The 19,023-nt window shown below is 69.7% G+C and carries 15 protein-coding genes and 1 pseudogene; 11 read left to right on the forward strand and 5 right to left on the reverse strand.

The genetic code is table 11. The annotated features are described in order from the left end of the window. Positions 1 to 196: 196 nt before the first annotated feature. Positions 197 to 1,156, forward strand: coding sequence for a ScbA/BarX family gamma-butyrolactone biosynthesis protein (locus BLW14_RS33040; RefSeq protein ID WP_093711039.1), 960 nt, complete (start codon positions 197 to 199; stop codon positions 1,154 to 1,156). Between the two features lie 292 nt (positions 1,157 to 1,448). On the opposite strand, the gene BLW14_RS33045 is transcribed toward BLW14_RS33040, so the two are convergent. Beyond that, positions 1,449 to 2,003 (reverse strand): telomere-protecting terminal protein Tpg, encoded by a 555-nt coding sequence (locus tag BLW14_RS33045; protein WP_093711040.1) that lies wholly within the window; start codon positions 2,001 to 2,003, stop codon positions 1,449 to 1,451. 12 nt (positions 2,004 to 2,015) lie between these two features. After that, positions 2,016 to 4,214: a telomere-associated protein Tap gene (locus tag BLW14_RS33050; RefSeq protein WP_093711041.1), complete on the reverse strand. Its 2,199-nt coding sequence runs from the start codon at positions 4,212 to 4,214 to the stop codon at positions 2,016 to 2,018. A gap of 715 nt (positions 4,215 to 4,929) precedes the next feature. On the opposite strand from BLW14_RS33050, the gene BLW14_RS33055 reads away from it, so the two are divergent. The 3 genes from BLW14_RS33055 to BLW14_RS33065 all read left to right on the forward strand — a co-directional run bounded on the left by BLW14_RS33055 (position 4,930) and on the right by BLW14_RS33065 (position 8,432). Further along, positions 4,930 to 6,435, forward strand: coding sequence for a DNA primase family protein (locus tag BLW14_RS33055; protein ID WP_093711042.1), 1,506 nt, complete (start codon positions 4,930 to 4,932; stop codon positions 6,433 to 6,435). After that, positions 6,432 to 6,824, forward strand: a complete 393-nt coding sequence (locus BLW14_RS33060; RefSeq protein ID WP_093711043.1) for a DUF6009 family protein — start codon at positions 6,432 to 6,434, stop codon at positions 6,822 to 6,824. The genes BLW14_RS33055 and BLW14_RS33060 overlap by 4 nt, the downstream gene beginning before the upstream one ends. A gap of 105 nt (positions 6,825 to 6,929) precedes the next feature. Next, on the forward strand, positions 6,930 to 8,432 hold the full coding sequence (locus tag BLW14_RS33065; protein WP_093711044.1) for an FAD-dependent monooxygenase: 1,503 nt from the start codon (positions 6,930 to 6,932) through the stop codon (positions 8,430 to 8,432). A gap of 30 nt (positions 8,433 to 8,462) precedes the next feature. On the opposite strand, the gene BLW14_RS33070 is transcribed toward BLW14_RS33065, so the two are convergent. Beyond that, positions 8,463 to 9,134: a ScbR family autoregulator-binding transcription factor gene (locus BLW14_RS33070; RefSeq protein WP_093711045.1), complete on the reverse strand. Its 672-nt coding sequence runs from the start codon at positions 9,132 to 9,134 to the stop codon at positions 8,463 to 8,465. A gap of 126 nt (positions 9,135 to 9,260) precedes the next feature. Here BLW14_RS33070 and BLW14_RS33075 point away from each other — a divergent pair, with 126 nt between their 5' ends. From BLW14_RS33075 to BLW14_RS33100, 6 genes and pseudogenes are all read left to right on the forward strand, one after another. Beyond that, a complete protein-coding gene (locus tag BLW14_RS33075; RefSeq protein ID WP_093711046.1) occupies positions 9,261 to 10,127 on the forward strand; it encodes an NAD(P)H-binding protein in 867 nt (288 codons plus the stop codon). Between the two features lie 677 nt (positions 10,128 to 10,804). After that, positions 10,805 to 11,821: a bifunctional DNA primase/polymerase gene (locus tag BLW14_RS33080; RefSeq protein ID WP_093711047.1), complete on the forward strand. Its 1,017-nt coding sequence runs from the start codon at positions 10,805 to 10,807 to the stop codon at positions 11,819 to 11,821. Continuing rightward, complete coding sequence (locus BLW14_RS33085; RefSeq protein ID WP_093711048.1) at positions 11,818 to 13,353, forward strand: DNA primase family protein; 1,536 nt, start codon at positions 11,818 to 11,820, stop codon at positions 13,351 to 13,353. The genes BLW14_RS33080 and BLW14_RS33085 overlap by 4 nt, the downstream gene beginning before the upstream one ends. Before the next feature lie 123 nt (positions 13,354 to 13,476). Continuing rightward, positions 13,477 to 13,860 carry a DUF6009 family protein gene (locus BLW14_RS33090; RefSeq protein ID WP_018521694.1) on the forward strand — a complete coding sequence of 128 codons (384 nt, stop codon included), beginning with the start codon at positions 13,477 to 13,479 and terminating at the stop codon, positions 13,858 to 13,860. Between the two features lie 212 nt (positions 13,861 to 14,072). Further along, positions 14,073 to 15,311: a ParA family protein gene (locus tag BLW14_RS33095; RefSeq protein WP_093711049.1), complete on the forward strand. Its 1,239-nt coding sequence runs from the start codon at positions 14,073 to 14,075 to the stop codon at positions 15,309 to 15,311. Beyond that, a pseudogene (locus BLW14_RS33100) lies at positions 15,308 to 16,060 on the forward strand (ParB/RepB/Spo0J family partition protein); the annotation flags it as partial. The gene BLW14_RS33095 and the pseudogene BLW14_RS33100, both read left to right, overlap by 4 nt. Before the next feature lie 271 nt (positions 16,061 to 16,331). On the opposite strand, the gene BLW14_RS33105 reads toward BLW14_RS33100, so the two are convergent. Beyond that, positions 16,332 to 16,841, reverse strand: a complete 510-nt coding sequence (locus BLW14_RS33105) for a hypothetical protein (protein ID WP_093711051.1) — start codon at positions 16,839 to 16,841, stop codon at positions 16,332 to 16,334. A 236-nt stretch (positions 16,842 to 17,077) separates the two neighbouring features. Further along, complete coding sequence (locus tag BLW14_RS33110; protein WP_093711058.1) at positions 17,078 to 17,902, reverse strand: SGNH/GDSL hydrolase family protein; 825 nt, start codon at positions 17,900 to 17,902, stop codon at positions 17,078 to 17,080. Between the two features lie 245 nt (positions 17,903 to 18,147). On the opposite strand from BLW14_RS33110, the gene BLW14_RS33115 reads away from it, so the two are divergent. Further along, a complete protein-coding gene (locus BLW14_RS33115) occupies positions 18,148 to 18,441 on the forward strand; it encodes an HIT family protein (protein WP_093711052.1) in 294 nt (97 codons plus the stop codon). Positions 18,442 to 19,023 lie beyond the last annotated feature (582 nt).

The raw sequence follows: 19,023 nt of genomic DNA on the forward strand, positions 1-19,023 counted from the left end.
ATCGACAGGCATTATGCCCGTATTTATGCATTTTTGATAGCGAACGCCGACCGATTGAAAGCCATGAAACGGAATGAGATATTCAAGTAAACAAGGGATCCTTGGTAAATCCTTTACTTTTGGGCCGATTGAAGAAAACCGGTAGGTCCGTATCTTAAGTGGCGTCGCCGAACACAGGTTTCAAGACGGGGGCCCCATGAGTCTCACCACTGCTGAAGCCAGAACCGCACTCCCGGCCGCACTGCGGCTGACCACCACGGTCGCGAAGGAATACGTGCACCGTGACTCCGTCGCCGAGGTGTTCCTCACCGGGTGCGACACCCAGGACGGGGTGAACTTCTCGCTCACCGGCCAATGGCCGCGCGCCCACACCATGTTCCGGAGCCTCGACGGAGCGAGTCACGATCCGCTGCAGGTGGCCGAAACGTTCCGTCAGGCCGGCATCTACGTCTCGCACGTGGAGCTGGGCGTGCCGCTGGGCCACAACTTCGTGATGTCGAACATCACCTACACGACGGACACCGCCAGCCTGCGCATCGCCTCCGGCCCCACCGACTTCGACCTCGACACCCGGTGCACGGAGATCGTCCGGCGCCGGGGCGTGGCCAGCCGCATGGCGTTCGAGTTCGCACTCCGCCGCGGCGGACGCCCCCTGGCGGGCGGCACCGGGCAGATCTCCGTGATCCCGCCGGCCGTCTACAACCGGTTACGGCAGGGCCGCGTCGCCCAGCCGCCGGTCGCTGCCGAGACGCACCCGGACCGCACCCTGCTGCCGCCGTCGATGGTGGGGCGGACGTTCACCACGGACGTGGTGCTCTCCGACGTACCCGGTGCCGGCTCCGGCGGGAACCCGCGTTGGCTGCTGACCCCGGACCTCAACCACCCGATCCTCTTCGACCACAAGGGCGACCACGTGCCCGGCATGGTCCTGCTCGAAGCTGCCCGCCAGGCGGCCTGCGCCGTGATGGCGCCCCACTCGTTCACCCCCGCCGCCGCGTCGAACGACTTCCACCAGTACGCCGAACTCGACCGGCCCTGCTGGGTCGAGGTGACCCGGGTGTCGCACGAGGCCGGCAACATGGTCACGATGGAGGTCGTCGGCCGCCAGGACGGCAAGGACGTCTTCACCTCGGTGCTCACCGGCCCGGTCGACTGAGCCGGCGGTCCGTGCCGCCGCAGAGACCTCCCCTTTCCCTCAAGAACAAACCGGATGACCTGTTCTTGAGTGAACGGCAGCCGGTTGTACGGGAAACGGCCCGCGCACCTTGGGTAGCTGCACCGGTCTCGCAACGAACCAGCAGGTCACACCCGTACGTACGACGGGAAAGCGACCGAAGCGACCGAAGCGCGCGCTCGGACCTGTATGCGGGAGGGCCCGCCCGTCAAGGAGGCGGGCCCTCCCGCATACAGGCGGAACAGCACCTCGGGACGAGCACCGTGACGCCCAATCAGAGGTCGAACGCCACGTGCTCCAGGTCGGTGTACTCCACCAGGAGCCCCTGCGCCCTGCGCCCGCCGTCCTTGAAGTAGATCTCCTGGAGCCCCTCGGCCGCGATCTCCTGGAGCTGCCGGTCGCTGCCGCCCCGCTCGCGCGTCTCGAAGAGCCGGGCCGCGTACGCGGGCGGAAGCGCCACGGTGAGGTGGCGCAGCCGGGCGTCGTCGGTGGAGCCGGGGGCCGCCGTGTAGCCGAACCTGGCCCGGGTGTCGATGACGATGCCGTCGGTGGTCGCCGCGGCCTTACGGGCCTTCGCCTGGATCTGCGGCTGCCAGCGCCGCTTGACCTCGCGGTCCATCCGGGCCGCCAGGTCGGGCCGGGGCTTCTTCAGCTGATTGCGCACGTACCGCTCGACCGTGCGCTGGGTGATGCCCAGCAGTGCGGCGACGGCCCGGGTGCCCTTGAGCTGCTTGACCAGGTACCGCATCTGCGCACCGGCCGACTTGGGCGCGGGCCGGGTGAACGCCCGCTGGACCGCCTCGTCGAGACCTTCCCCGACCGTGTTCATCGGCTGGTTGTCCTACTTTCCGTCGTCCGCGGCGGTGACCGTGCCGTCCTTGATGTACCGGGCCAGGTTGAGCTCCGGACCGTACTCCTCCCGGACGGCCTCCGCCCACAGCGTGGTCTGCGAACCCTCGTGCTTCACCATTCCCGGGCTGACCCCGAGACGGAAGCCCCCGGGCAGCGGCTTGCCGTCCCGGTACGGCAGGACGTCCAGCGGCGAGGGCCCGTCGGAGGCGTACACCGCGCAGTCCGAGAGCACCGCGACCGGGTACTGGCCGGTGGCGTCCGCGAGCCGGACCATCTTGCGGTGCATGTTGATCCGGGCCCGGGAAATGACGGCGGCGCGGATGTCGGGCCGCCAGGTCGGCCTGCTCAGCGCGGGCCACGGCTTGCCGGGGCGCCATCCGCCGCCGCGCGGGCGCTCCCGCAGCTTGCCGATGCCGCCCTTGGCCGTCGCCTTGATCGCGGACAGCACCACCGCCAGCTGCGGATCGCGGTCCCGGTAGCCCTCCATCGCCGCCAGGAACGCGTCGGGGGCCATGCCCTCTGTCACACCGAGGTCCGCCATGGTCGCCACGTACGCGTCGCGCAGCCGCTTGTACCACCCGTCCAGGTAGCGCGCGTTGGCCGGCCGAACCCACGCCTCGACGGGTGCCACCTCGTAACCGAGCTCCACCGCGTAGGCCACGGTCGGTGTCGCGTACCAGGCGGGCCCCTCGGGGCGGTCGCCCTTCGGCGTGAACGGGCTGGGCAGCAGCTCCCCTTCGAGCCGCCGCCACTGCTTGCCGATCACGACGTGCGAGAGGTCGACGTGCGAGAGGTCCACCAGCCAGGAGCCGGGCAGCGCCGGGTCGAATGCGGGGCCGTCCACATGCACGGGCGCCTCCAGGCCGACGAGCGCCCCGTTGGCGGCCGCGCCGAAGGCGAGGTTGACGTCGATGCCGACCAGGTGGCGCTTCAGGCACTCGTCGTCCGTGAGGGGCCGCGCCCAGTCGTACGCCTCCTCGAACAGCATCTCGGCCGGGCCGCGCTGGTGGAAGCGGGGCAGGCCCGCGAGGAGCGGGTGGCCGTCGGGGGCCTCGCAGGGGGCGCACTCGACGGGTTCGGAGCCGAGCGAGCCGGGGTTGCGTTCGCTGTGCCGCTTGCCGTCCGCGTCGGGCGCGGACGCCCGGGTCGGCGGGTGCAGCGATGTCATGAGCTCCAGCCCGGTGACGGCGGTGGAGCCCCTGGGCGTCATCACGCGTGAAGCGTACGTGCCCAGCAGCCGTACGAGTTCGGCCGCCGGGAGGTGCGCCGCGCCGTCCCAGTGCCGGACGTCGAGCGCGTTCCAGGACGGCACGCAGAGCTGTACGCAGCTGCGGCGCGAACCCCGCGCGGGGCGGTAGATCCGGGCCCACGGCCCGAACCCGCGCCGGGTCAGCTTCCACTCCGCCCGCTCCAGCTGCTTGAGCACCTTGTGCCCCTCGGGAAGCCGCCCCGCGAGGCTCTCCTCCCGGGACAGCCGCGCGGGCAGCCCGAAGCGCTCGCACGCCGCCTCGGTGAGGACGAGCAGCGGGTCGGAGTCCTGCCCGTGGGGGTGCAGCCGGGGCGCCCCGAGGTCTGCCTCGTTCAGCGCCCAGTCGACCAGGGCGGGCAGCGACTTGGCGGGCACGTCCAGCAGCAGACCGCCCACGCAGTACGCGGACACCGCGCCCCCGTCCACATCGACGACGGCGAGCGGGCCGTGCTCGTAGCGGGGGGTGCGGGAGGCCCGCGGTGCCTGTGGCGCCTGCGCGTTCTCGGTCGTGCGGGGCTCGTCGGCGGCCGCGGTGCTCTCGGGCGTACGGGGTTCGGAGGCGGGCTCGACGGAGGGAGCAGGCGCGGGCACGACAGGGGCAACGGCCGCCGCGGCGGCGGGCGGCGCGACGGGAGCCGCGACGGGCACGACGGCTTCCGCCGGGGCCCCGGCCGCCTGCTCCGGGGCGAAACGCGCGGCCAGTCCCTCCAGCAGCCGGGCATACGCGGCCCGCTTCGGCGGCCGGGGCTCGCTGCGTCCGGACTCCCAGTTGCCGACCGACTCACGGCGGCTGCCGAGCGCCTTCGCGACCTGGTCCTGGCTCAGCCCGGCGGCCTCGCGCAGCCGCTTGCGTTCGGCCGGCGGCGGCAGCGGGTCCTGCGCGATCTGCTCCAGCAGCGCGTCCACCGCGCTGAAGAGCAGCTGCTCCTCGTGGGACAAAGCGATCACCTCTGGCGCCACCCTATCGAACCGCTCATCGAACGCCTCGCAGATGTCGCACGGATTGCGCATGTTCGTGGCCGGGCGCTGGAGACGCGGTTCAGACGGACTGGAGACCACCGGAAGGCTTCCACACGTTCAGCGACCGGACCGGGGCGGCCGGCCACTCGCTCGGTAGCTGTCATTCGCCGACGAGAACCGCAGGTCACAAGCCCGGCAGGAACACCGAGCGACCGAAGCGACCCAAGGTTCAGGTATATGGAGCCATTGGCGTGTGTGCGCGTGCGCGTCATATATGGGGAGCTTGAGTCGCTTCAGTCGCTGATGGGCCAACCACAACGCCGTGACCTGCAACGTTTCCGGCAGGAGGGCCAGCGACTCAGCAACTCCTCATTACCCGCGACAAAGTCGCCGGGTAGCTGGGCCGCATTCCGCGCTGGCACATCTGTTCTGACGCATGTACCTCTTCTCCCCCGAGGGTTTCGCTAATCTGATTGTGCGAGTTGAGTCGCTTCAGTCGCTGATGGGGGAAGTGAATGGCAGCTGAACTGCGGGTCTCGCGCGGCGACCCACGCCAGTTCAGGAGAGCTGCACCGGTCGCTTCGCAGCCTCTGACGACAGCCCGGCGATGCGTGCGCCAGGGGTGGCCGGTTCACGCCGTCACGCCGGGGCCGCAGGCCCCCGGGGGGCGCACGTGAGCGCGGACAAGGAGAGAGTGCTGCCGTCGGCCTCCTTCGACGCACAGGCCGTGGCCGCCCAGATCCTCGCGCAGCCCGTCGCACCGCCCCGGCAGAACGACCCGTACGTCCCGGCAGACGGAACGGCACCGGGCGGAGCCACGGCGGACGGACTGCTGCCCGACACCCTCACCGACAGGGGCAACGCCAAGTTATTCGTCAGGCTCTACCGCAACGACTACCGGCATGTGCCCGGCATCGGCTGGTTCCGCTGGGACGGCACCCGCTGGCAGTTCGACGAGGACGACACGGTGATGTGGTCGGCGGGCGACCTGGCGGAGTCCCTCGCCACCACCGACCCCCGCGGTCTGTTCCCCCCGGCCGCGCTCCAGCAGCACCGCCGGCGCACGCTCAGCACGAGCGGGATGAACGCGATGCTGACCCAGGCCAAGTCCGCACCGGGCATGGTGCTCAACGCGGCGATGCTCGACGCCGATCCGTACGCACTGTGCACACCGGCGGGCGTGGTGGACCTGCGCACCGGGCACATCCGCCCGGCCGAGCCCGCCAAGGACTTCCACTCCCGCTCCACCTCCGCCGCACCCCGGGCCATGCCCACACCGCGCTGGGACCGCTTCCTCTCCGACACCTTCGGCGAGGGCCCGGACGGCGGGGAGATGATCTCCTTCCTTCAGTTGCTGCTCGGCTACTCCATCACCGGGGACGTCGGCGGTCAGGTGATGCCGTTCCTGTTCGGCTCCGGCAAGAACGGCAAGTCCGTACTGCTCGACGTCCTGATGAAGCTCCTGCGGGACTACGCCGACGCGGCGCCGCCGGGCTTCCTGATGTCACGCCCGTACGAGGGCCACCCCACGGACCTCGCCGAACTGCACGGCCGCCGCGTCATCGTGTGCAGCGAGGTCAAGCCGGGCGACCGTTTCGACGAGGCCCGGGTGAAGCTGCTGACCGGCGGGGACCGGATCAAGGCCCGCCGGATGCGGCAGGATTTCTTCAGCTTCGAACCGACGCACAAGATGTGGCTGCTGGGCAACCACCGGCCGGAAGTCGGCACGGGCGGCTTCGCGTTCTGGCGGCGCATGCGCCTCATCCCGTTCGAGCGGGTCGTCTCCGACGACCGCAAGATCGACAACCTGGCGGACATCCTGGTCACCCAGGAGGGTCCGGGCATCCTCAACTGGCTGATCGAGGGCGCCCGCCGCTACCTGGGCGGCGACAAGGACCTGTCCGGCCCGGAGAGGGTGCGCATCGCGACGACCGTGTACGCGGAGACCGAGGACCACACCGGACGCTTCGTCGGCGAGACCTGCCGGCTCGACGCCGGCCTCCGCGCCGAACAGGCCCAGCTCTACTCGGCGTACAGACGCTGGTGCCAGAATGAGGGCGTTCCGGCGATTTCGTCGCGAGCCTTCGCGGCGCACATCCGGGAAGTGGTGGGGCTGGCATCACCGAAGGAAATGATCTTTTCCAACCAGCGCAAGTACTACCCGGGCATCGGCCTGCTCGCGGACGAGGAGACAGTATGAGCGCCCTCATCGCAGAGGACGAGATCGTCCACGAGGTGGACCTCGTATGGCTCGAGGACATCAGCGTGCTCGACTACGTCCGCCAGAGCCTGGACCGCCTCCCGACCCGCCGGGGCAGGCCCGCCTACCACCGCGACGGCAGAATGGTCGGGTACGCCCTGCTCGGCCCGAAGGCGAAGCCGTCCCGCTCCTCGGGCACCTTCCGCCGCCGGGTGTTCTGGCTGCTCCCCCACGACCGGGACAGCGAACCCGACGGGCTGTACGCACGGGGCGCACCGGCCGAGGCCGTGGACGTACGGACGCTTGCCCCGGGCAGCAAGGGACACAAGACCGAGCGTTCGGAGGGCGGCCCGATGTCCTCGTCCGCCGCGCGGGAGTTGCGGCCGTAGCGGTACACCCGTGCCGGAATCGGGAGCCTGCCCGGGGATAGATAAGAAACAGCACGTCCGGTATATTTCTGTCGTCGGTAAGAAACGTGACAGAAAGGCGCCACAGTGCAGGGGGAACATCCCATCCGGGCCCAGGTGCTCGTGGCCGGCGGCGGCCCGGTCGGCATGCTCGTCGCGGCCGAACTCGCCGCGTACGGCGTGGACACCGTACTCCTCGAACCCAGGACCGAGGTCTCCGACCAGCCCAAGGCGACCACCCTGCACGCCCGCGCGGTGCAGTCACTGGCCCGTCGCGGCCACATGCCGGGCCCGGCCCGGCCCGCGTACGGCCCGGAACCCGCCTCCAGCGCCTTCCACTTCGCCGGGCTCCCGGGCCTGACCATCACCGCTCCCCCGCACGAACCGGAACCGGTCCTCAAGTGCGCCCAGGCCGACCTGGAACGGCACCTGGAGTCGCGGGCACGCACGGCCGGGGCCCGCATCCTGCGCGGTCACCGCGTCACCGACGTCGAACAGGACGGAAGCGGTGTACGGGGCACGGCCGAAGGCCCCCAGGGCTCGGCCGTCCTCCGCGCCGATTACGTGGTGGGTGCGGACGGCGCCCGCAGCACGGTCCGCACCCGGTCCGGCATTGAGTCCGACACGGTCCCGGCGACGGTGTCCGCGCTGATGGGGACCGTCACCCTGGCCGATTCCGGGGACCTGCCCAAGGGCTGGCACCGCACCCCGCGCGGCTGGATCGTCGCCAAGCACGACGGGGATCGCACGCACCTCCGTACGCTCAACTGCGCCGGACCCCACGAGGACCGGCGGAGCCCCGTCACCCTGGACGAACTCCGCGACGAGGTGGCCCACATCGCGGGCCGGGACATCGCGATGCACTCGCCGCACTGGCTCAGCCGGTTCAGCGACTTCGCACGCCTGGCCCGCACGTTCGGCCGGGGGCGGGTCTTCCTCGTCGGCGACGCCGCTCACGTGCACTTCCCGATCGGCGGCCAGGGCCTGAGCACCGGTGTGCTCGACGCGCTGAACCTGAGCTGGAAACTGGCCCACGCGGTGCACGGCACGGCGGGCCCCGGACTGCTGGACAGCTACGACGCGGAACGTCGCCCGCTCGCCCGCCGTGTCATCGACGGCACCTTGGCCCAGCTCGCCCTGATGCGCCCCGGCCCCGAAGCGGAAGCGCTGCGCACGGTGTTCACCGGCCTCCTCACGGCGGAGAGCGGAAGCGGCCACCTCAGCGGCCTGATCAGCGCCCAGGACACCGTCCTGCCGGATCCCACCGGCGCGGGCGGCCCGGCCGCGGGAACGTACCTCGCCAACACCGCGCTCGGCACCCCGGACGGGGACACCGACGTCATCCGCCTCCTGCACGACGGCCGGCCGCACCTGCTGCTCCTCGGCGAAAAGGCCGACCGCCACCGGGAAGCGTCGAGGGCATGGGCGGGCATCCTGCATACCGTCGAGGTCCGGCCCACCCCGGCAGTGCCGTACGAGGCGGTACTGCTGCGGCCCGACGGTCATCTCGCCTGGGTACCCGGCGACGGTGAGCTGGGGCAGGTGCTGACGGCGTACTTCGAACCGGGCGCCCCTGCCACTGCCGGGTAGACCGGCGGGAGGCGGGGCGCCCCGGCGCTGTCAGCTCGCGGTCTCCAGGACGTCACGCAGGTCGGCCGCCTTCAGCGCCTCCGCGTACACCTTGGCGCCCCGGCCCTCGGACAGGTCCAGCGAGGCCAGCACCGAAGGCATCACCGCACTGGGCAGCAGATGACGCATCAGCGCGGACACACGCACCACCAGGTCGCGGTACTCGCACACGGCCTGCGACATGGACTGGATACCGGCGAAGGAGCCCACGATGACCTCGGCCGTCTCGGGCGGCGAGATGTGCGGCAGCAACTCGCCCTGGGCCTGCGCCTGCTGGAGCAGGTCGAGCCCGACCTCGCCCCACCGCAGGAACGGGCCGCTGCGGTCGAGGTTCTGCGTCTGCTGGTCCATCGTCAGCCGGACACCGGCCCGCACCATCGGGTCGGTCTGGAGGCGGTGGGCGTGCAGCATGACGACGTCCACGATCTCCTGCACCTTCGACGCCCGCATCGGCACGATGATGCGCGGGTCCTGCTCGGAGAGAACGCCCTGGGCGAGATCCTCCTTGGAGTGGAAGTGGAAGTACAACGCGCCCTTGGTGACTCCCGCCTCGGTGAGGATCTGGGAGATCGTGGCTGCTTGGTACCCCTGCTCCTCGAAGATCTTGGCCGCCGCCGAAAGAATCGTCTGCCGGGTGCGGATAGCCCGTAGCTGCTCAGCCACTCTGCCTCCTCCCTCCTCAGGGTGGTCGAACGTGGGGAGTGTAAATAAACCGTCCAGTTCGTATCTTACAGGCCGGCCGCTTCCCTCCGCCCTGGTCGGGGAAATGTCCGGCAGGAAAGGGAAACCATGATCCTCGTCACGGGCGCAACCGGGACGATCGGCCGTGAAGTGCTCCGCCTCCTCCCCGCCGGGCGGGCCGTACGCATCATGGCCAGGAACCCGGAACGGGTCGCCTGCGCCACGCAGGGCGCCGAGATCGTCCACGGTGACTTCACCGACTCCGCGTCACTGACGGACGCTCTGCACAACGTCCACACCGCGTTCTTGGTCACCAACCCCGACGGCAACGACGACGCGCGCTTCCTCGACCCTGCCCGCGCGGCCGGCGTCCGGCACATCGTCAAACTCTCCGCGGCCGCCGTCACCGACCCCCTGGCCGATGACCTGATCACCCGCCACCAGCGCCGCAACGAGGAGCTCCTGCGCGCCTCCGGCATGGCCTGGACCCTGCTGCGGCCCCGCGCCTTCATGTCGAACACCCTGTCCTGGGCCCGTTCCATCCGCGCCGACGGGGTGGTGCGCGCCCTGTACGGAACTTCGGCGAACGCGTGCGTCGACCCCCGGGACGTAGCCGAGGCCGCCGTACGGGCCCTTACGGGGGCAGCTGGGGAGCATGCGGGCAGGGCCCACACCCTGACCGGCCCTCAGACTCTCTCGGCAGCCCAGCAGACAGCAGAGCTCGCCGATCTCCTCGGCCAAGAGCTCCGGTTCGAGGAGCTGACCCCCCAGCAGGCCCGTACGGCCCTCGGAGCGCGCTACCCAGCCGATATCGCCGACGCCCTCCTGGAGAGCGCCAGACGGCAGCACAGCGGCTCCAAGGCGGTCGTAGACCCCACCCTGCCCGGTCTGCTCGGGCGCCCCGCCCGCACGTTCCGCGACTGGGCCGCCGACCACCTGGACGCGTTCGGCCCCGCGCCGGCCGCGAGGGACTGAAATCCCTTCAGTCCCTCCTCATTCGGTCCCCGTTCAGTCCCTCCAGTAAAAACGCAGGTCAGAGGCTTGCGTTTCTCGGTAGCCAGGGTCTGAAGGGACTGAAGGGACTCAAGATCGGCAGTTATAACCGATTATGCAGGCGTGTGTATGCGCGTACGCGTAGAACAACCCTATATATCCCTTTGTACCTACTACTCTGGTCCTGAAGCGCTGATAACTACGGAGCTTGAGTCCCTTCAGTCCCTCTCTTTTTCACCCACAAGCCGCTGACCTGCACTTTCGCCCGAGGGACCGAAGAGGGACCAAAGCTTCCAGTCCCTCCCGTTCCACGTTCAGTCCCTCCTCTTCGGTCCCTCCCCGCCGAGGTCGGCGCATGCGCCCGACACGCCCGGACCGGACGTACAACTCCTCCTCGGGCAAGGGACCGAAGGGACTCGCGGCACGAAGAGTCCCGCCTGCTGTGGGACGCCTGTTGTAGGCTCTGGTCCGAATCTGAAAACTCAGTCCCTTCAGTCCCTCAGCCCGGCAGTGGAACCGCTCTGAACTGGGCTTTTCTTGAATGGGACCGAATCTTTCAGGACTGAACAACCTGTTGGCCCTCGACAAGGACGATCAGCGTGCCGCGTCAAAGAGAGACCAGTGGCCCGCGTGCGGCGGGACCCACGAGTCCCTTCGACATGGCCCGGTGGTGCGCGGCGAACGGCTGGCCGGTCCACCCTCTGGCCGCTGGCCGCAAGACCCCCGCGGGCAACTGCCCTGCTTGCCGCGAGGACCCCCACCGCCCCGCCGACTGCCCCTGCCTGCCCGCGGGCAAGTGGTGTCACGGCTTCCACGCCGCGACCACCGACCCGGAGCTCCTGGCTGCCTGGTGGGGCGTCAACCCTTCTTTCGGCGTCGGCGTTTCGTGCGGCCCGGCGGGGCTCGTCGTACTGGACATCGACGCACACAGTGCCGAAGTCCCGCACCGCGACCGGCTCCTGCCCGGCATCCCGATTCACGAGAACGTCAACCTGACCGGCCTGGCTTCCGGCTTCGACACTCTCGCCCTCCTGGCTGCCCTGCGGGGCGCTCCCAGCCCCGCGGACGACGAGGCGACCCTTCGCGTGCGTACCCCGTCCGGCGGCCTCCACGTCTGGTACCGCACCGCTCCCGGCGCACCGGGCTACCGCTCTTCGGTGGGCTCCAGCCCCAAGGTCGCCCTTGCCTGGCAGGTCGACGTGCGTGCGGTCGGCGGCTACATCGTCACTCCGGCCACACGTACCTCCGCGGGCACCTACACCCCCGTCGGCGCAGCCCGCATGCCCGCACTCCTGCCGGACTGGCTCGCCGCCGAGCTCAGCCGCACCGGCCACGCACCGCAGCCCGCGCCGGTCCGCGTCCCGGTGCCCCGCCCCGTACGCCCGGCACGTGCCGCCTCACGGGCGCTCCGGCTGCTCGAACCCCTGCTCGCCGAGGTACGGGCCTGCGCGGCGGCCGCCGAAGGCATGGCCTTCACCGAGAAGCTCAACCGCGCCGCGTACACGGCGGGCGGCCTCGTCGCGGCCGGGCACCTGGCCGAACCCCGCGCACAGGACCTGCTCACCGACGCGGCCCACGCAGCCCGCCCGCACCGCCATCGGCACAGCCTCACCGTCATCGCCTCAGCCCTGTCCGCCGGCGCAGCCCGCCCGCTCCATCCCGAAGGACGCCCATGAGCAGCGCCGACAGCAGCCCGCGCTTCGACGCCACTGCCGCAGCGCAGCAGATGCTCGCCCTCGAAACCGAGGGCGGCCTCCCCGGCCTGCCCGCGCAGCAGAACGCCACCGTGGTCCACGAGCCCCTGCCCGAAGGCCGGCTGCCGGCGCTCCTGACCGACCGGGGCAACGCGAAGCTTTTCGCGGTCATGTTCGGCGACCAGTTCCGGCACGTCGAGGGCCTGGGCTGGTACCACTGGGACCAGTACCGCTGGAAGCGCACCGGTGGGGAGAAAGCCGCCGTCTGGGCCGCGGGCGACCTGGCCGAGCAGATGCCCCCCACCGACCCCACCGGCCAGTTCACCGACCGGGAAGTGCGCGCGCACCGACGCCGCTCCATGTCGACCCCGGGCATCAAGGCCATGCTCACCCAGGCGAAGGCCTCCCCAGCGCTCGCCCTGGACCCGGACGTCCTGGACGGCGACCCGTACGCGCTGTGCACGCCCGCGGGCGTCGTCGACCTGCACACCGGGCACCTGCGCAAGCCCGACCCCGAGGGTGACATGCACTCCCGGGCCACCAGCGTCGCGCCCGAGGCGACGCACACCCCGCGCTGGTACCGCTTCCTGCACGACACATTCGGGGACGACGTCAAGGGCGAGGAGACCATTCACTTCCTCCACCTGCTCCTCGGCTACTCCATCACCGGTGACGTCGGCGCCCAGGTGCTCCCGTTCCTGTACGGCACGGGAGCGAACGGCAAGTCCGTCCTCCTGGACGTCATGACGCAGATCCTCGGCGACTACGCGCAGGCGGCCCCGCCTGGCTTCCTCATGGAGAAGGGCAAGTTCTCCGAGCACTCCACCGAGCTGACCGAACTGCACGGGCGACGCATCGTCGTCTGCTCGGAGCTCAAGCCGAACGACAAGTTCGACGAGTCCCGGGTGAAGCTGCTGACCGGCGGCGACCGCATCATGGCCCGCCGTATGCGGCAGGACTTCTTCAGTTTCAACCCCACCCACAAGCTCTGGCTGCTGGGCAACCACCGCCCCGAAGTCGGCACCGGAGGCCACGCGTTCTGGCGCCGCATCCGCCTCATCCCGTTCGAGCGCGTCGTCCCCGCAGCCCGCAAGATCGACAACCTGGCCAAGGAGCTCGTGCAGAGCGAGGGCCCCGGCATTCTCCAGTGGCTCATCGAAGGCGCCAAGCTCTATCTGGCCACCCGCGACCCCCTCGACGGCCCCGCCACGGTCCGGTCGGCCACCGCGGCCTACGCCACCACCGAGGACCACATCGGCCGCTTCCTCGCCGAATGCTGCACCACCCACACGTCGGACCTCCGCGTGGAACAGGGCCTGCTCTACGCGGCGTACAGCAGCTGGTGCGGTGCGGGCGAGGGCATCCGTCCCGCGACCGCCCGCGCGTTCGCGACCCGGGTCCGCCAGGAACTCTCCCTCGCCTCGCCCGCCGACATGATGAAGTCCAGCGGCAAGAAGTACTACCCCGGCCTCGGACTCCTCTCCGACGACGACTCCAGGACCGGCCATGCCTGACCCACGCACCCGACGCGTACCCGCCGGTCCGGCCTACCATGAACACGGTGCCCCCACCAGGGAACGTGCTCACACCCACCCCGGCCTCCTCCCGGCCGGCCGACACACAAAGGGGCTGCAGCCATGAGCTCGCTGCTGAACGAGAGCGACCTCCACCACGAGAACGCCGTGGTCTGGCTGGAGAACCCCGATAACCTCGACTACGTACGCCAGGCGCTCGACAAGACCACCCGCCGCCGCGGGAAGCCCCGCTACGAACGTGACGGGCGCATGGTCGGCTACACCGAGCTGGAGGCCCACACCGAGGCCGACCCCGACAGCGGACTCCATCTGCGCAGGGTCTTCTTCCTCCTCCCCCACGACCGTGACGCCGACCCCGACGGCCCGTACCACGAGGGCGCGCCCGGTGAGGCGGTCGACCCGAGCACCATCGAGCCGAAGCGTGTCGGCGACAAGACGCCCCGCTCGCAACGCGGCCTGGCCGCGACGGCGGAGACCGGCAGCTGAGCGGGGTGGGGGGATTATTACGGCGTAATAATCCCCCCACCCCGCCGACTTATTACGCCGTAATAACCGCCCCGGCCCCCCTCCCGCGGACCCTCCGGCCCGGCTCCACGGCCACCCCGGAGCCGGGCTCTTGAGTGACCCTCAAACAAAAAACAGCCAGAACTAACGCGTCGGTGCCAAAAAGGATCATCGAAGTTAGTAAGGTGGCTGCCATGACTTCGCCCTCCCCCGGCGACCGCGAGAAGGTCGTCTCCAAGCTGCCCTCGGTGCTGCAGCAGGACCTGAAGATCCGGGCCGCCCAGCACAACATCGACATCCAGCACGCCGTCGAAGCAGGCATCGAGGCCTGGCGGCGACTCGGCTCCAACCTCTCCCCCATCGACACCGCCGGGGCCAAGTCCTTCGCCACCTTCCTGCCTGACGGCCAGTGGGACGGCTTCCGCGCCGACTGCGCCTCCCGCGGCCTCTCCCTCATCCAGGGCCTCGCCCAGTCCGTCGTGATGTGGCTGGAGACGAACCCGGCGCCCACCGTCGTACGCCCCGAGCACCCCAAGCGCATCATCACGTGCAACCAGAAGGGCGGCGTCGGCAAGACCGCCGTCGCCGCGGGCACCGGCGAGGCCCTCGCCGAGGACCCCGGCGCGCTCCACCCCGTCCGTATCTCCAAGCACTTCGCGGCCGCGCTCGCCGACGACCAGGACCCCTCACCGCTCGACTACGAGGACCTTCCCGGCCTCGGACTGCGCGTCCTCCTCGTCGACTTCGACCCCCAGTGCCACCTCACCAAGCAACTCGGCCACCAGCCGCTGCCCATCGAGGGCGACAGCCTCACCAAGCACATGGCGGGCGAGGCCAAGGGCCGCCTCGCCGACCTCGTCGTCCCCATCGACGACCCCCGCTTCGGTGACCGCCTCCACCTCCTCCCCGCCTGCACCGACGCCTTCCTCCTCGACGTGAAGCTCTCCGGGGTCCGGGCCCGCGAAGCAGCCCTGGAACGCGCCCTGTCCGCCATCGAGGCCGACTACGATGCCGTCATCATCGACTGCCCGCCCAGCCTCGGCCTCAGCATGGACGCCGCCGCCTACTACGGCCGCCGCCGCCAGGGCGAGGCCCCGGGCAACTCAGGCGTCCTCGTCGTCGTCCAGGCCGAGGACAGCTCCGCCGACGCCTACGGACTCCTCACCTCCCAGATCGAGGACCTCCGCGACGACATGCACCTCGAACTCGACTACCTCGGCATCGTCGTCAACCACTACGACGCCCGCCGCGGTTACATCGCCACCTCGTCCCTCGAGTCCTGGATGGACATAAAGGACCCCAGGGTCGTCGGCGTCATCGGTGACCTCAAGGAACAGAAGGAGGCCGTACGCGTGAAGCAGCCCCTGCTCGCCTACTCCCCCCGCTGCGACCAGGCAGTCGGCCTGCGCGCCCTCGCCCGGGAGATCTCATGAGCAAGGCATCCCGGCTCGGCGCCGGCTCCTCCTTCGGCCAGACCCAGTCCATCAGCGCCCGCCGCGCCGCCATCAACCAGGTCGCCGCCGCCCCCACCGAGGGTGCCCCGCCCCCGGTCCAACTCCCCGTCGACGCCATCAGCCTGAACCCCGACAACCCCAGGTCGGACCTCGGCGACCTCACCGACCTCGGCAACAGCCTGCGCGACCACGGGCAGAAGACCGCCATCAGCATCATGGGCCGGTTCGCCTACCTCGAAGGCAACCCCGGCCGCGAGGACGATCTCGAACCCGGCGCCAAGTACGTCGTCATCGACGGCAACTCCCGCCTCGCCGCCGCCCGCGAAGCCGGCCTCACCGAGATCAAGGTGATGCTCGACGACAAGCTGGGCAGCAACCCCGACGAGATACTGGAATCGGCCCTCGTCGCCAACATCCACCGCCAGGAGCTCAACCACCTCGACGAGGCCAAGGCGCTCGAACAGCTCCTGAAGATCCACGGCACCCAGGAAGCCCTCGCCGCCCGCCTCCACCGCTCCCAGGGCTGGGTCTCCCAACGCCTCGCGCTCCTGACCCTGACCCCCTCCCTCAAGGAGAAGCTCCAGTCGGGCGAGGAGTCCGCAGCCACGCTGCGCCTGGTCGGCAAGAAGAAGGCTGAGGAACAGGAGGCCCACCTCGAGCACCTGAAGGCCACCAGGACCCAGAAGCCCCGCACCCCCAAGCAGAAGCGGCAGTCCCCCGCGGAGCCCCCCACGCGTCTGCCGTCGACCGACGCCTACACCCTGGCGAGCCTGATCATCGCCGAGCTCGACGTCCCGTCCCGTCGCAAGCTCACCGAGCTGCTCGTCGACTTCAAGATCGAGGAGTCGAAGCGGATGAGGGCCGAGACGTAACCACCGCTGAGGTCGGGGCGCAGATTATTACGCCGTAATAATCTGCGCCCCGACCTCACTTATTACGGCGTAATACCGCGAGGCCGCTCGGTCGGAGGGAGCACCGCCACCCCGCCCGCTCGCAGTATTACGCCGTAATAATCTCGGCAGCAGACCGACGACGGCGGTTGTACGAGACCGTCACGGCCGCGAGCAGCGGCCCCCAGGCGACCAGCGGCAGATAGAGCAGCCCCACAACCAGGCTGCCGCGCGCGGTCAGGTCGGAGTGGGGGAGAGCCCACCAGGCGACGAGCGGCGTCCACAGGACCGCCAGCATCAGGGACCCTAGGGCAGCCGGTACGACGACCGCGAGGCGGGGGAGCGCCCGCCCGCCGAGCAGGGGAACCCAGCCGGGGACCACCTCGCCCCACGGCCGCACGAGCCCGAGGGCGAGAAGCGCGATCACCTCGCTGACGAGGCTGAGGCCGATGACATAACCCGCGCCCCAGCCGCTGAAGTCCATCGCCGCGTAGCCCGCCTCGGTGTAGCCGGCCTGGTGACCCGTCGCCAGAAGCAGGCGCCAGAGGCCGGTAGGCAGCGTGACGAGCGCGCAGAGATGGGCGGCGCGGACGGCCCAGCGGGGCGGGGTGGAAGTCATGCACACCATCCTGTTGGCACGCGCGTTCGCGGTCGTCGGTACGGGGGACGAGTTCCGGGTCCGGCCCGGAAGGAGATCCGGCGCCACCGTCCCACCCGCGCGGGGGAGACCGCCTCGTCCTTGAGGGCCTGCGAGTACTGGGCAGGGCCCACCGCGCGGCTGCAGTATTACGGCGTAATAATGCAGCTGCGCGCGGCCACGCTCTTCACGGGCTCGGGAGGCCTGTCCCAGTGCGGCTACAACGAGGGCGGGCCTTCTGGACCGGTGTCCGAGGGAGCGACGGGCAGCCCGCTCAACGGCAGGAGCTGGGGGCGCTTGGCGGTTCGGCTGTCGCCGGAAGACCGTCCGAGCAGTCGGCGCCCGAGCCAGGGTCCGAGGAACGCGGCTATCCAGCGCAGCTCAGCCACCGCCGCTCGGTGGGCCGGGGGAATGGCCCGGGGCGGCAGAGGCAGCGTCCAGGCGTCGTCGCTCCCGGGCAGCTGGAGGGCGTGGGCGAGGGCTGCGGCGATCCGTTCGTGGCCCAGAGGGCTCGCGTGGAGCCGGTCTGCGGTCCACAGCCGAGGGTCGGTGGTCACCATGTGCTGCGTGGTCTCGGCGACCGTAACTCCATGGCGGGCAGCCGCGGCGCGGATGTGGGCGTTGAGCGCAAGGACGCGGGACCTGAGAGGTCGGGCGAGGGGTGCGATCTTGCCGACGTCGGGGAACGTGAGCGTCACGACATGCGCACTGGAAGCAGTGAGCTCCGCGAACATCTCTTCCAGCTGCCCGGCCACTTCGGTGGCGTCGAACCGGGGCCGGAGCACATCGTTCACCCCGGCGACAACGGTGGCCAGGTCCGGGCGCAGCGCCAGCGCCGGCCCCAACTGTTCCTCGCGCACCTGGCCCGCAAGCCGTCCCCGTACGGCCAGATTGGCGTACTGCACCCCGGGGTTGACCAAAGCGAGGCGCTCGGCGAACCGATCGGCGAACCCGCGCAGGCCGGTGGCGTCGTCCCCGTCCCCCAGCCCTTCGGTCTGACTGTCCCCCAGAGCGACGTACCGCAGGTACTCACCGTCCGGCACGAGCCGCCTGCCTTCCCGCTTCAGCTTCGCCAACTGGTCCCTGCTGTACTCACCGTCCAGCAGGGCCGTCAGCATCGCATCATACTCAAAAAAGTGACTAATCACGTTGGTGAATGGTGAGATCCGGCTCATCAGGGGGAAGTGCGACCGCTGAGCAAGCCGCTTCGGTGCAATCCGCTCGCATCTGTGGGCCGTGTCTGATGTCGTGAGCGGCATGAGGGAACTGGGCCTTGAGGAGGCATGCTGTGAGGGACAGCGGATGTATCTCTTGCGCAATAGCGACGGGTCAGGCGGACGCCGGCATCGTCTACGAAGCTGACTCGGTGATTGCCTTCATGGATCTCCAGCCAGTCACTCCAGGCCACTTGCCGGTCGTGCCCAAGACGCACGCGGTGGACCTTGAGAATCTTGACAAGGGCGTTGGCATCCAGGTCTGGAAAGTGGCGCATCAGCTCGCACGCGCACTGCGTTGGTCAGGTTTGCGATGCGAGGGCGTCAACTTGTTCCTTGCGGACGGAGAAGCAGTCTTCCAGGCCTGAACAGACACAAGCGTATTTTGTACCTGTTCTCAGGGCTAAATGCTTGCCCTTGTGTCGGGCGAGACACAAGGGTGCAGGGCGATGCGTCAGGCCCAACACATTCCTCCTTGCAAAATCGCAGGTCAGGGTGGGTTTTTTGCGATTCCCTTTTATCAATAAGAGGCGCTCGGCCACGCGGAGCCGAACTGACGTGGCGTTTCAGGCTGGTTGGGCCCGGAGGGACCCCGCAGGTCGGTGATCGTTCTTGTCGGCAGGAGTCCAGGTGTGGAGCAGGAGTCCAGTCTCTATCTGTACTCCAGAATGAAGCACAGAACGGTTGGACCGATGGCGTCACTGATTTGTGATGCTCGCCTTGGGTCGGGACGGCCTCTCCCTGCGCCTTGCGGAGCAAGTTTGATTCGGAGCGAAGCGGACGAGCTCAGGGGAGGAGCGAAGCGGAGCCCCTGACAGTTAGCCAAGAAGTGGTAGCGGGTCAGGGCATCGCGAAGCGAGGCCCGTTCACTGCGTTCACGGAGCGAAGCGGAGGGGCGCCCGCGCTTCGCGCGGGCCGGGGAGCGAAGCGAGCCGGCGTTCAGTGGTCCC

The organism is Streptomyces sp. 2131.1, from assembly GCF_900105515.1.
GTDB lineage: Bacteria > Actinomycetota > Actinomycetes > Streptomycetales > Streptomycetaceae > Streptomyces > Streptomyces drozdowiczii.